This window comes from Ensifer sp. ENS08 (assembly GCF_014852195.1).
In the GTDB taxonomy this organism is placed as follows: Bacteria; Pseudomonadota; Alphaproteobacteria; order Rhizobiales; family Rhizobiaceae; genus Ensifer; species Ensifer adhaerens.
Window position 1 is genome coordinate 35,378 of the sequence record NZ_JACVBF010000021.1, and the last position, 13,115, is coordinate 48,492.

A 13,115-nucleotide genomic window follows, 5' to 3' on the forward strand; every position below is an offset into this window, starting at 1 on the left:
TTCAGCGCGGAAAGACGAGTTCCACCGTCGTTCCGCGCCCAGGCTGCGAGAGAATGCGGGCATCGCCGCCGCTTTGCCGAACGAAGCCGTAGACAACGGCGAGGCCAAGGCCGGCACCGCCCTCCTGGTCACGGGTGGTGAAGTAGGGCTCGAACGCCTTGTCCACCGCCTCCGGCGACATGCCGATCCCCGCATCGGTCACCGAGACGACGACATCACTCTCGACGCAGCCCGCGCGGACGAGGATCGTGCCGCCGAGCGGCATCGCCGCGGCGGCATTGAGGCAAAGGTTGAGGATCGCCTGCTCGAAGAGCGCTGCATCGAGATGCACGTTGGGCAAGCCGTCCGCAATCTCGAAGGCGAGCCGGCATTTTTCGCCGACGGCGATTTCAAGCACGTCGGCCATGCCGCGCAGCACCGCGCCGATTTCGAGCGCGCCCGGCTGGAGTGGATGCTGGCTGCCGACAGACAGCATGCTCGAGGCCAGCGAACGCCCCCGGTCGGCCGCCTTGCGAATGCGGGCGATATGACGTTTCTGCCGGTCGCTGAAGCCTGTCTCGCGCTCCAGCAGCCCCAGGCTGCCGGTGATGATACCGATCATGTTGCCGACCTCATGGCTCACCTGGTGGGTCATCCTCATGATCCCGTCCAGCCGCTGCGCCTTCGCCGCCTCGGCCTCCTGCCGGTCGATCTCCGTCACGTCCCGCGCCAGCAGCACGATGCCCCGGTCCGGCTGCCGCGACAGGGAGACTTCGGTCACCCGGCCCATGTCGGAGCGATGGCGCAGCACCAACCGGTCGTCGAGCGATCCCGCGTCGCGATCGGCGGGCAAGAGGGTTGGATCGATCTCCGGCATTGGGCTCACGAACCGGCGCAGCGGAAGCTTCCGCGCCGAGCCTGGCCAGCCGACGAGCTCCATGACGCGACGATTCATCGTGATCGGTTTGCCGCCGGGATCGAAAAGCGCGATCCCTTCGTTCATGTTGCGGAAGGTCGAGCGAATGGTGCGCGCCGCCGCCTCGGCCGTCCGACGAAGCCGCGACACGCGCTCGACGCTTTCGCGGAAGGCGCTGAAGGCTTCAAGCAGCCGCAGGAACTCGGTCTCAGTCCCCTTGTAGCTCGGTGTATCGACGTCACGGCGCCCCTGGGCAAGCGCGTTCATGCCCTTGGAGAGCGACACGATCCCGCGCGACACCCGCATGACGGAGCGGATCGAGAAGATCGCCATGACGAGCACCAGCAGGGCGGAGACCGCGACGATGACGAGCAGTCGGCTCAGCGCATCAGAGGTCGAGGCGAGATCCTCGTTGAGCCCCCGGGCAACGGCCTCGCTTTGTGTTTCCGTGGCGTGCGAAAGATCGCGCGAGACCGTGTGCAGCCGCGCCACCGCGGCGCGGATGGCGAACATTTCCAGAAGATAGTGGGTCTGCGCCTCGAACACCCGTTCATAGGGCGTCAGCTTGGCTGCCGAAATCCGGCTATCCGGCCCGGCGGGCGCCAGCCGGGGCGTCGTTACGGCAACGTAGCGGCGGCGCAGTTCGCCAAGCTGGAACAGGCTGTCGGAATTGGATGCCGATTGCACGATCGCGTTGAGGCTCTGGCGAACCTCTGCGTCGGCTATGCCGTTGCCGGTGGCGATCTCTCCGAGCGCTGCTGCCGCATCGGCCTTGTACTGCTGGGCCGAATCCGCGTCGGCGGCGAGTGTCACCGTCTGTGTGCGGATCGCATCCAGCAACTCGACGATGTGGGCGCTGGCAAAGCCCTCGACCGCTGTCTTGCCGGTCTCCGGCGCCATGGTCTGAAGCAGGACGTCGACCTGCGCGACGACCGACCGGCTTTCGCTCGACACCCGATAGGGCGAGGTTGCGTTCATCAGGAACGGCGCGCTGGACACGAGATCGGAAACCTGGCGCGAAACCAGCGAGGCCTTGGCAAGGCTGGAAAAGGCCTGCAGCCCGTAGGCCGCCATCTCGTCACGCGCCCGTTGCAGGCCGAACACGGCGACCGTTGCCAGGCTGAAAACGAGCACGCAGATGAAGACGATCGCAAACGGCAGGCGGAAGGCGATCGACGAAAGGAACGGGCGGCTGATCACGGCCGGGCCTCGTCGTCGTCGGTGTCCAGCACATAACCCTTGCCGCGCCGCGTCTTGATGTGGCGCGGAAGGTCCGGATTGCGCTCGATCTTGCGCCGGAGCCGAAGCACGAGCACATCGACGTTGCGGTCGATGTAGCGATCGCTTTCGGCGCCCAGCCGATCGAGGATATGGGCGCGGGTGACCGGCGTGTTCGGCGTTTCCGCGAGAATTTCCAGCAGAGCGAACTCGGCGCTGGTGAGCGAGCGGGTCGCATCGGAAAGGCAGACCGCGCGCCGGCTCTTGAGGTCGATCGACCAGTCGCCGAGTTTCAGCGCCGCGGGCTCGTGCTCGCGCTCGGTCTCCCGCTCCGGCTTCAGCGACGGGTAAGTCCGTCGAAGCACGGCCTTGATCCGGGCCGTCAGTTCGATCGGCTCGAACGGCTTGACGACATAATCGTCGGCGGCCGTCTCCAGTCCAAGCACCCGATCCGCGGCGCTGCCTGCCGCCGTTACCATGACGATGCCGATATTGGTGCGCGCCCGCAGCCGCTGGGCAAAGGTTCGGCCCGAGGCTCCAGGCAGGTTGTGGTCGACGAGCACCAGGTGCACCGTTTCCCGCTCGAGGACGACAGCGGCGGCCTCCGCCGATGGCGCCGTCAGCGGCATCCAGCCTTCGGCCTCCACCAGATCGGAAACAAGCTCCGCCATGTCCGGATCGTCTTCGACGATCAGAATCCGTATTCTCTCACTCAGCATGCACGTCCTCCCGCCGCCATCATAGGCGGGGCTGCCCCAATGATCAAAGCGGCTCGCGTTATCCGCATTGTCACATTTGTAATCTTTGTAATCTTGAAACGGCAAAGCCGCATCCGTGTTGTAAGAACGGTAACCATTCTGCGGGTTGCGACCCGCAGGGAATACCGACATCCTGATTGCGGAGATTGGGGCGGCAACGCTCCAAATGGGAGGACATCGTGAAAGGCATTACCGCTATCGGCGCGGGCGTGGCCCTATGGCTGTGCGCCGCCACGTCAGGCATGACGGCACCGGCGCTCACCGTGCTTTGCGGTGTCGACGAAGCGTGGTGCGCGACGATGAAGGCCGCTTTCGAGGCGAAGTCGGGCATCGAGGTCGCTATGACCCGAAAGAGCAACGGCGACATCCTCACCCAGATCCGGGCCGAAAAGGACACCCCTACCGTCGATGTGTGGTGGGGCGGGACAGGCGACACCCATCTGCAGGCGGGATCGGAGAACTTGCTCGAACCCTATCAGCCGGCGCATGAGCGCGACATGCTGCCCTGGGCGCAGAATTTCTTCGCCATCTCCGGCGGACGTTCGGCGGGCATTTATGCCGGAGCGCTTGGCTTTGCCTACAATGCCGACCTGCTGCATACGCTGAAATTGCCGGCCCCGACCTGCTGGAAGGATCTCGCCGACAACGCCTATCGCGGCCGTATCCGCAGCGGCAATCCGAACTCGTCGGGCACCGCCTTCACCACGCTTGCAACGCTGGTGCAGCTCTTCGGCGAGGATGAGGCCTTCCGGTTCATGGGCGCACTCAACCGCAACATAGACCAGTACACCACGGCCGGCTCGGCACCGGTCAAGGCGGCAGCACGCGGGGAAACCCTGATCGGCATCTCCTTCATGCATGACGCGGTCACGCAGAAGCAGGCGGGCTTCCCACTCGTCATCGTCGCGCCGTGCGAAGGGACCGGCTACGAAATCGGCGCCGTCAGCATCGTCAAGGGCGCGCGCCATCTCGAAAACGCGAAAAGCTTCGTCGATTTCGCGCTCACCCCGGAAGGCCAGGTACGGGTGCAGCTGCCGGCCAGAACCAGGTCCCATCCAACGCCCGCGCGGAGTTGCCGCCTGGCGCACCGGACATATCGCTGATCAAGATGGTCGATTTCGACTTCGCCACCTTCGGCTCGCCGGAGGAACGAAGTCGATTGCTCAAACGGTTTGACGCGGAGATCGCCGCGACGAACTGAGCGCTTCGCAGAAGCGTAGCAAAATCCACAGCAGCGAAATCGTGAACGTGCCGCCCGGCGGGCAGGCCGATGGCCGCGCCATGCCCGTTCGCGCCCAAGTTTCAAACAGGCAACAGGAGGATGCCCCAATGAAAACAACGACGCTTTCCCTCATGCTCTTTGCAGGCACGGCGCTTGCCGCCCTGCCCGCCCAGGCTGCCGGCAGCCTCAACCTCATCTGCTCCGCAGACGTGGTCATCTGCGAACAGATGACCGGCGATTTCCAGAAGGAAACCGGCATCAAGGTCAACATGGTTCGCCTGTCTTCGGGCGAAACCTACGCCAAGATCCGCGCCGAGGCGCGCAATCCGAAGACCGACATCTGGTGGGCAGGCACCGGCGACCCGCACCTGCAGGCAGCCTCCGACGGCCTGACGCTCGAATACAAGTCGCCGATGCTGGACCAGCTCCAGGACTGGGCGAAGAAGCAGGCTGAAGGCTCCGGCTATCGCACCGTCGGCGTTTATGCCGGCGCGCTCGGCTGGGGCTACAACACCGAGATCTTCCAGAAGAAGGGCCTGAAAGAGCCGAAGTGCTGGGCCGACCTGCTCGACGCCTCGCTGAAGGGCGAGATCCAGATGGCCAACCCGAACTCTTCCGGTACGGCCTATACCGCGCTTGCCTCACTGGTGCAGATCATGGGCGAGGACCAGGCATTCGACTATTTGAAGAAGCTCAACGGCAACATCGCGCAGTACACCAAGTCCGGCTCGGCACCGGTGAAAGCAGCCGCACGCGGCGAAGCCGGCCTCGGCATCGTTTTCATGCACGACGCGGTGGCACAGACTGCCGAAGGCTTCCCGATCAAGTCGATCGCGCCTTGCGAGGGCACCGGCTACGAGATCGGCTCGATGTCGATCATCCGCGGCGCCAAGAACCTGGACAATGCCAAGGCCTGGTACGACTGGGCGTTGAAGCCCGAGGTCCAGTCGCGCATGAAGGACGCCAAGTCCTTCCAGCTGCCGTCCAACAAGTCGGCCGAAGTGCCGAAGGAAGCACCGAAGTTCGAGGACATCAAGCTGATCGACTACGATTTCGCCACCTTCGGCGATGCCGAGAAACGCAAAGCCCTGCTCGAGCGCTGGGACCGCGAGGTCGGCGCGAGCGCCAACTGATCGCGGCCTGAACGGTTCGGCCGGGTGATTGATCCGGCCGGCACCGCCCAACGGTCCCAACCGTCGTTCATCGCTTCCGGCATGCGTCGCGGCGATGCGATGTCACATCATCTTTCATTCCAAATTGCGCGAGGACCGTCATGGAACATCGCAACCGCAGGCTCGACCTCACGCTCGGGCTCGGACTGGCCGCATTCTTGGCTGTCCCCTGGTATCGCATCGAAGGCGGCTTCTTCGGGCTCGGCTGGCTTGCCGATTTCCCCGGGGATCCAGCCGTTGCCCCCGGCCCGATGCAGATTTTCGCCCATGGTAAGCCGTGGCTGATCGTGGCGCTGGCGCTGCTCGGCATCTGCGTGGCAGCGCGTTTCGTCCGCGATCCCGCGCGTCGAGGGCTTCTGCTTGCCGTCGCCGGCGCAGCGGGGGTTCTCTATCTCGCTCTCCAGGGGCTGGCGATCGGCTTTTCCGGCTGGACCTGGACGATCAGCGAGACCCTGTTCGGCACGCTTTCCGACGGTCAGCCGTCAATGGGCGCCGGCGCCGTGCTTATGGCACTCACCTTCGTTCTTCTGTTCGCCTTCGGGCTGGCCGAGCGCGGCGTGCTCAAGGGCGACGCCTTCATCGTCGCGGCGATTTCCCTGCTCGTCACCCTCGTCATCGTCTTCGTCTTCTATCCGGTCGGCAGCATGTTCGCGGCGTCGGTTCAGGATTTCGACGGCTCGTTCAAACCGGATGGTTTCATCCGCAATATCCAGGACGCCTCGATCTGGAGCCTGAGCTGTGTCGTCGGCGAAGGCCGCTGCGGCGTCGCCTGGCGCACCCTATGGCTGGCGCTGATGACGGCGTCCGGTTCGACGCTGCTTGGCCTTGCCTTCGCGCTTGTCGCCACCCGCACCCGCTTCCCCTTCAAGAAGGGCATGCGGCTCTTGACGGTGTTGCCGATCATCACGCCGCCCTTCGTCATCGGCCTGGCGCTGACGCTGCTCTTCGGCCGCGCCGGGGTCGTTACCGAATTTCTCTCGGATGCCTTCGGCGTCGAACCGGGGCGCTGGCTCTATGGCCTTACCGGCATCTGGATCGCGCAGGTCCTCTCCTTCACCCCGATCTCGTTCCTCGTGCTGATCGGCGTCGTCGAAGGGGTCAGCCCTTCGATGGAAGAGGCGTCGCAGACGCTGCGCGCCGACCGCTGGCGCACCTTCTGGACCGTCTCTCTGCCGCTGATGAAGCCGGGCCTGGCGAACGCCTTCCTCATCGGCTTCATCGAAAGCATGGCCGACTTCGGCAATCCGCTGGTGCTCGGCGGCAGCCATGGCGTGCTCTCGACCGAAATCTTCTTCGCCGTCGTCGGCGCGCAAAACGATCCGTCCCGTGCGGCCGTGCTCGCCATCATCCTTCTCTGCTTCACGCTCACGGCCTTCGTGGCGCAACGCTACTGGCTCGCCGGCAAGAACTATTCGACCGTGACCGGCAAGGGCGATTCCGGTGCCCACAGTGCACTGCCACGCTCGATCTCGATCGGCGTTCACGCCATCGTCATTCCCTGGATGATCTTCACCGTCGTCGTTTACAGCATGATCCTCTTCGGCGGCTTCGTGAAGACCTGGGGTCTCGACAACTCGCTGACGCTCGACCACTACGCCAAGGCCTTCTCAATCTCGTTTGCCGACGGCGCAATCGCCTGGACGGGTGTTGCCTGGAACTCCTTCTGGACGACCATGGAGATCTCGCTGATCGCAGCACCACTGACGGCTATGGTCGGGTTGCTGACGGCCTATCTGATCGTGCGCCAGCGTTTCGCCGGCCGTGATGTCTTCGAGTTCGCGCTGATGCTGAGCTTTGCTATCCCCGGCACCGTCATCGGCATCAGCTACATCATCGCCTTCAACCTGCCGCCGCTCGAAATGACCGGCACGGCGCTGATCCTCGTCGCCTGCTTCGTCTTCCGCAACATGCCGGTCGGCGTGCGCGGCGGCATTGCAGCGATGAGCCAGCTCGACAAGAGCCTCGACGAGGCGTCGCTGACGCTTCGGGCAACGAGCTTCCGCACGTTGCGCAAGGTCATCCTGCCCTTGCTGCGTCCGGCGATCGTCGCGGCACTCGTCTATTCCTTCGTCCGGGCGATCACCTCGATCAGCGCCGTCGTCTTCCTCGTCAGCGCCGAGTACAACATGGCCACCGCCTACATCGTCGGCCTTGTCGAAAACGGCGAGTTCGGCGTGGCGATCGCCTACTCCTCGGCCCTCATCCTGGTGATGATCACCGTCATCACCGGCCTGCAACTCCTCGTCGGCGAACGCAAGCTGAGGCGCGAGAACCGCCTCCTCGGCGCCGCTCCGGTCCGTTCGTCCAACACCATCTCCCAGGAGAAAACCGCATGAGCACCTCCATGAGCACCCCGCGCACCGGCTCGGTCGTCTTCCAGAACGTGCGCAAGCAGTTCGGCAGCTTCACCGCCATCCACGACCTGTCGCTCACCATCGAGCCGGGCACGCTGGTGACCCTGCTTGGCCCCTCCGGCTGCGGCAAGACGACGACGCTGCGTATGCTGGCCGGCCTCGAACACCCTTCCGCCGGCCGGATCCTGATCGGCGGCAAGGACGTGACCATGCTGCCGGCCAACGAGCGCGACGTGTCGATGGTCTTCCAGTCCTATGCGCTCTTCCCGCACATGTCGGCGCTCGACAATGTCGCCTACGGCCTCGAATCCTCGGGAATCAAGAAGAAGGAAGCGCGTGAGCGCGCCGAAGAAGGCCTGCAGCTCGTTGGCCTCGGCGGCCTCGGCCAGCGGCTTCCGGCCGAACTTTCGGGCGGCCAGCAGCAACGCGTCGCCGTTGCCCGCGCGCTCGTGCTCGAACCGCAGGTGTTGCTGCTCGACGAACCGCTGTCCAACCTCGACGCGCGACTGCGCCGCAAGGTGCGCACAGAAATCCGCGAGTTGCAGCAGCGCCTCGGGTTCACCGCCGTCTACGTCACCCACGACCAGGACGAGGCGCTTGCCGTTTCCGACCGCATCATCGTCATGAAAGATGGCGCGATCGCGCAGCAAGGTGCGCCGCGCGACCTCTATGAAGCACCGGCCTCCACCTTCATCGCCGACTTCATGGGCGAGGCCAATGTGCTGCCCTGCGAGGTGACCGCGACCGACGCCGGCCTGGCGACGATCCGCATCGGCGGATTTGAGCACCGCCTGCCCTCCAAGGGCGCCCGGACGGGTCCGTCAAAACTCGCCGTAAGGCCCAACGCGGTGACGCTGACGCCGGCCAAGGGTGCCGCCCTTTCAGGCACGATCAGCAGCGCCGCCTATCTCGGCGGCCACGTCGAATACGAGGTCGAAACGCCGGCGGGTCTCCTCTTTGTTGTCGATCAGGCGGTGGAGGAAATGCTATCTCCGGCAACGGAGGTCGCGATCGGGTTCCGCAGCCGCGGCCTCGCTTTGATTGACGCATGACTTTTCACAACTGGATACGAGAAGGACACTTGCATGACTGCTGAAATTGCCGGCCTCGATGCCCGGTTCGCGCTTGCCAAATCCATGGCCGAGGAGGCCGGCCGGCTCGCCTACGATTACTTCCTGAAGCGGGAAACACTCGTCATCGAAACCAAGCGTGACGCCCACGACGTCGTCTCGATCGCCGACCGCAACGTCGAGACGTTGATCCGCGACAAGATCGCCGCCGCGTTTCCGGACGATGGCGTGCTCGGAGAGGAGCATGGACTTCTCGACGGCACATCCGGCTTCACCTGGGTGCTCGATCCGATCGACGGCACCACGCCCTTCGTCAACGGCATGCCAAACTGGTGCGTCTCGATTGCGGTGGTCTATGCGGAGAAACCCGTTATCGGCGTGATCCACTCGCCCTGCCACCAGGAAATCTATGCCGCTGCAACCGGCCGGGGCGCGACGCTGAACGGCAAGCCGCTTCGTCTCGACGGCACGCGCACGATCCGCAACGCCGTCACCGGGCTTGGCGCCAACGATCAGGTGAAACCTGGCGAGATGGGTGCCATCGTCGAGCGCCTGCTCTCGAATGGCGGCAACTTCATGCGCAACGGTTCCGGCGCACTGATGATCGCCTATGTGGCGGCAGGTCGCCTCGTCGGCTATTACGAACCCTACATGCATGCCTGGGACTGCCTTGGCGGCTATTGCCTGGTGACCGAAGCCGGCGGCTGGACGCTGCCTTTCCCCGCGCGGGGCGAGGCGCTGACGCATTGGGCGCCGGTGTTGGCCGCAGCCCCCAGCGCCGTCGATGACCTGCTGAAGGTCGCCCAGCTTGACCGGGCAGCAGCTTGATCACTCTTGCGCCGAGCCGGTGGGTTTGTCGGGCTTGAATCCCAGCAGACCACCGAGTTCCATCGGGAACGGGAAGATCACGGTCGAGTTCTTCTCGCCGGCAATGACGTTCAAGGTGCTCAGATAGCGCAACTGCATGGCCTGAGGCTGCCGGGCGAGGATCTCGGCGGCCTCGAGCAACTTGGCCGCGGCCTGCTGCTCACCCTCGGCATTGATCACCTTGGCGCGCCGCTCGCGTTCGGCCTCCGCCTGACGGGCAATCGCCCGAACCATGCTCTCGTTGATGTCGACATGCTTGATCTCGACGGTCGCCACCTTGATGCCCCAGGCATCCGTCTGGCTGTCGAGGATCTTCTGGATATCGTCGTTCAGCCGATCACGCTCGGCCAGCATCTCGTCGAGATCATGTTTGCCAAGCACGGACCGCAGGGTCGTCTGCGCCAGCTGGCTCGTCGCCATCATGAAGTCCTCGACCTGGATCGTCGATTTCTCGGCGTCGATCACCCGGAAATAGATCACGGCGCTGACCCGAACGGAAACGTTGTCATGAGAGATGACGTCCTGGCTCGGCACGTCCAGCACCCGGGTTCGGAGATCGACCCGCACCATCTGCTGCACATAGGGCACAAGCAGGATCAGCCCCGGCCCCTTGACGCCGGTGAACCGGCCGAGGGTAAAGATCACGCCCCGTTCATATTCACGCAGGATCCGGATCGAATAGGCGATGACGAGAATGACGAGCACCAGCAACGCAGCAAAAGGAGCAAGGCTCCCGAACATGTCCATGACCATTCCTCCATTCCGGGCGCTTTCACCGCGCCCTCACCCGATCCGCGGGCGCTATGTCTTTGGTCCGTCGCGGATCACTTCGAGCGTCAGTCCGTTCCGCCCGATGACCTTCACGTTCTCGCCCCTCGACAGCGTCTCCGTGCTGACGGCCTGCCAGCGCTCGCCATGGGCGATGACGTAACCGGCCGCGCCGGTCCAATTTTCGACCGTGCCGGCAAGGCCGATCATCTGTTCGCTGCCGGTCACCACCGCGTGGCGGCTCGAACTGAAGGCGAGCCGAGCGACCAGAAGGCTAAAACCGAGGCTTGCAACCGCAAGCGCCGCCAGCACGGACCAGGAAACCCCAAAACCCGGCGTATCCGTATCGAAGAGAATGGCCGCGCCCAGAACCAGTGCAAAACTGCCGCCGGCGCCGAGCACGCCGAAGGATGGCGAATGCGCCTCGGCGACCATCAATCCGATCCCGAGCATGATCAGCCCTATGCCGGCATAACTGACGGGCAGCACCGAAAGCGCATAGAGCCCGAGCAACAGGCAGATGCCGCCGATCGTTCCCGGCGCCACCGACCCCGGCGACAGGAACTCGAAGATCAAGCCGTAGATGCCGATCATCATCAGGATGACCGCGATATTGGGATCAGTGACCACTGAAAGCAGCCGGGTGCGCCAGTCGGGCACGAAGTCCTCGGTCGTAAGACCTGCGGTATCGAGCACGATCTCTCGCTGCCCCACGCGCACCGTCCGCCCGTTCGCCTGCTTCAGGAGATCGGTAACGTCGGTCGCGGTGAAATCGACGGCCTTTTCCCGGACGGCCGCCTCGGCCGAGAGGCTTGCAGCCTCGCGCACCGCCTTTTCGGCCCAGTCGGCATTGCGCCCGCGCAACTCCGCCAGCCCGCGGATATAGGCCACGGCATCGTTGACCATTTTTGCCTCGGCAGGGCTCTGCGCCGCCGGCTGTTTGTCGCCGTCCTTACCCTCACCGAACATGTCGCCACCGATCGCAATCGGCGTCGCGGCGCCGAGGTTCGTTCCCGGCGCCATCGCCGCAATGTGGCTGGCATAAAGGATGTAAGTGCCGGCGCTCGCCGCTCGGCGCAACGTAGGTTGCGACGGGTACGGGCGAGCCAAGGATCGCGCGGATAATCTCGCGCATCGAGGTGTCGAGGCCGCCGGGCGTATCCACCTGCAGGACCACCAGCGGCAGGCGGCGCTCTTGCGCCTTCGTCAGGCCACGCCTGACATATTCGGCGGTCGCCGGACCGATGGCGCCGTTGACATGCAGCACCAAGGCGACCCGATCGTTTTCGGCCCGCGACGAAGCTGGAAACGCGAAGGACAAGATCAACAAAAACAACAGCGTGAGGGTTCGCAACATCCGTCGTCAGAACCTCGCATGCTCGACACCTGCGAAGAGGGCCACGCGCCGCATGATAGCACAACACAAGGTTAGCACGAAGCGAAGGCCTCTACTGCGCCCGCGGGCTCGCACGTCAGAGCACGGGACGCCGGCGGCCTCTCGGCTGCGACGGGATGACAACGGCGGCGATCGGCGGTATCTGCTAGATGTTCACTTGAGCGGCAACGCTTCGCCGCCAATTCGAGGCCGCCTTTGGCGCCTTCCAGTTTCAGCAGAACAGGATTTTGGGTTTGGAGACGACCCTCTACCAGCCGATCAAGAGCTTCCTCGAAACCCGCGGCTATAGCGTCAAGGGCGAGATCGGCGGATGTGATATCGTCGCGCTCAGCGACGACGAACCGCCGCTGGTGGTCGTTTGCGAACTGAAGCTGAGCTTCAATCTCGAACTGATCCTGCAGGCGGTCGATCGCGCCACCGCCGGCGACGAGGTGTGGGTCGCCGCCCGTGTTTCGGCCAAGGGCAAGGGGCGGGAGAGTGACCGGCGTTTCCGCGATCTCTGCCGCCGGCTCGGCTTCGGGATGCTGGCGGTCGCCGACAATGGCATGGTCGATGTTATTCTCGCGGCTTCCGCGGTGATGCCGCGCAAGAACAACAGGAAAAGAGCGCGCCTGATCAGCGAGCATCGCCGCCGCAAGGGCGATCCGACCGCGGGTGGCGCCACGCGCACACCGATCATGACCGCGTATCGGCAGCAGGCGCTCGCCTGCGCTGCCGCCCTGCAAGTCGGCCAGCAGCGCCCGCGCGATCTGCGCCCGGTAGCACCCGATGCCGCCAAAATCCTGCTCAGCAACGTCTATGGCTGGTTCGAGCGGGTCGACCGCGGCATCTACGCGCTGTCGGAACAGGGCGCCGAAGCACTTCGCCGCTGGCCTCCGCTCGAGACCGCAACGGTCGTGATCGCCGAGGCATCCGAAGCATGACACAGCCTGGAGCCCTCCGGTGAACCCCGCGCTTCGCCTTCTCTATCTTTGCCTCGCATGGCTGATGGTCGGCCTCGGCGTCATCGGCGCCTTTCTTCCGATCCTGCCGACGACGCCGTTCCTGTTGCTGGCAGCCGGGCTCTTTGCCCGCGCCTCGCCCCGGCTGGAGCAATGGCTGCTCAACCACCGGGTCTTCGGGGCCCCACTTCGGCTGTGGCGCGAAAAGGGGGCGATATCCCGGCGGGCCAAGACCGGTGCGGTCAGCCTGATGGCCGCCAGCTTCGGCCTCTTCCTTTTCTTCGGCAATCCGAGCCTCTCGCTCGCCGCTATCGTCGCAGCCGCAATGGCGCTTCCCGCGCTTTTCATCCTGACGCGTCCAGCGGAGTAGCCGGTCGGCACGGCCAACGAACCAGGCCGGTGCAAACGGGAAACGATACTTTTCCTCTCAAGAAATACTTGATTGCGCGCGAAA

Annotated in this window: 9 protein-coding genes and 2 pseudogenes; 7 read left to right on the forward strand and 4 right to left on the reverse strand. The window is 64.5% G+C overall.

Annotated features, from left to right (window positions below):
* Position 1 precedes the first annotated feature (1 nt).
* Positions 2 to 2,095: a PAS domain-containing sensor histidine kinase gene (locus tag IB272_RS30395; protein ID WP_060585777.1), complete on the reverse strand. Its 2,094-nt coding sequence runs from the start codon at positions 2,093 to 2,095 to the stop codon at positions 2 to 4.
* Positions 2,092 to 2,832, reverse strand: a complete 741-nt coding sequence (locus tag IB272_RS30400; RefSeq protein ID WP_034790032.1) for a response regulator transcription factor — start codon at positions 2,830 to 2,832, stop codon at positions 2,092 to 2,094. Before IB272_RS30400 ends, IB272_RS30395 begins: the two co-directional genes overlap by 4 nt.
* A gap of 218 nt (positions 2,833 to 3,050) precedes the next feature.
* On the opposite strand from IB272_RS30400, the pseudogene IB272_RS30405 reads away from it, so the two are divergent.
* The 5 genes and pseudogenes from IB272_RS30405 to IB272_RS30425 all read left to right on the forward strand — a co-directional run bounded on the left by IB272_RS30405 (position 3,051) and on the right by IB272_RS30425 (position 9,517).
* Positions 3,051 to 4,072 (forward strand): annotated as a pseudogene (locus tag IB272_RS30405) (ABC transporter substrate-binding protein).
* Positions 4,073 to 4,200: 128 nt separating this feature from the next.
* On the forward strand, positions 4,201 to 5,226 hold the full coding sequence (locus IB272_RS30410) for an ABC transporter substrate-binding protein (protein WP_034790034.1): 1,026 nt from the start codon (positions 4,201 to 4,203) through the stop codon (positions 5,224 to 5,226).
* A gap of 140 nt (positions 5,227 to 5,366) precedes the next feature.
* Entirely contained in the window at positions 5,367 to 7,601 is a 2,235-nt protein-coding gene (locus tag IB272_RS30415) for an iron ABC transporter permease (RefSeq protein WP_192445656.1), read from the forward strand.
* An 8-nt stretch (positions 7,602 to 7,609) separates the two neighbouring features.
* Positions 7,610 to 8,671 carry an ABC transporter ATP-binding protein gene (locus tag IB272_RS30420; protein ID WP_060529166.1) on the forward strand — a complete coding sequence of 354 codons (1,062 nt, stop codon included), beginning with the start codon at positions 7,610 to 7,612 and terminating at the stop codon, positions 8,669 to 8,671.
* 33 nt (positions 8,672 to 8,704) lie between these two features.
* The gene (locus IB272_RS30425; RefSeq protein WP_060585772.1) at positions 8,705 to 9,517 is read left to right on the forward strand and encodes an inositol monophosphatase family protein; all 813 of its coding nucleotides are present in this window, start codon (positions 8,705 to 8,707) and stop codon (positions 9,515 to 9,517) included.
* Here the strand turns inward: IB272_RS30425 and IB272_RS30430 are convergent, their stop codons facing one another.
* Together IB272_RS30430 and IB272_RS30435 are read right to left on the reverse strand one after the other, a co-directional pair.
* Entirely contained in the window at positions 9,518 to 10,303 is a 786-nt protein-coding gene (locus tag IB272_RS30430; RefSeq protein WP_060519915.1) for a slipin family protein, read from the reverse strand.
* A gap of 54 nt (positions 10,304 to 10,357) precedes the next feature.
* Positions 10,358 to 11,681: pseudogene (locus IB272_RS30435) on the reverse strand (nodulation protein NfeD).
* Positions 11,682 to 11,953: 272 nt separating this feature from the next.
* On the opposite strand from IB272_RS30435, the gene IB272_RS30440 reads away from it, so the two are divergent.
* Together IB272_RS30440 and IB272_RS30445 are read left to right on the forward strand one after the other, a co-directional pair.
* Positions 11,954 to 12,643, forward strand: a complete 690-nt coding sequence (locus IB272_RS30440; protein ID WP_060519920.1) for a DUF2161 family putative PD-(D/E)XK-type phosphodiesterase — start codon at positions 11,954 to 11,956, stop codon at positions 12,641 to 12,643.
* Between the two features lie 19 nt (positions 12,644 to 12,662).
* Positions 12,663 to 13,031: a YbaN family protein gene (locus tag IB272_RS30445; protein WP_082572828.1), complete on the forward strand. Its 369-nt coding sequence runs from the start codon at positions 12,663 to 12,665 to the stop codon at positions 13,029 to 13,031.
* Positions 13,032 to 13,115: the final 84 nt, after the last annotated feature.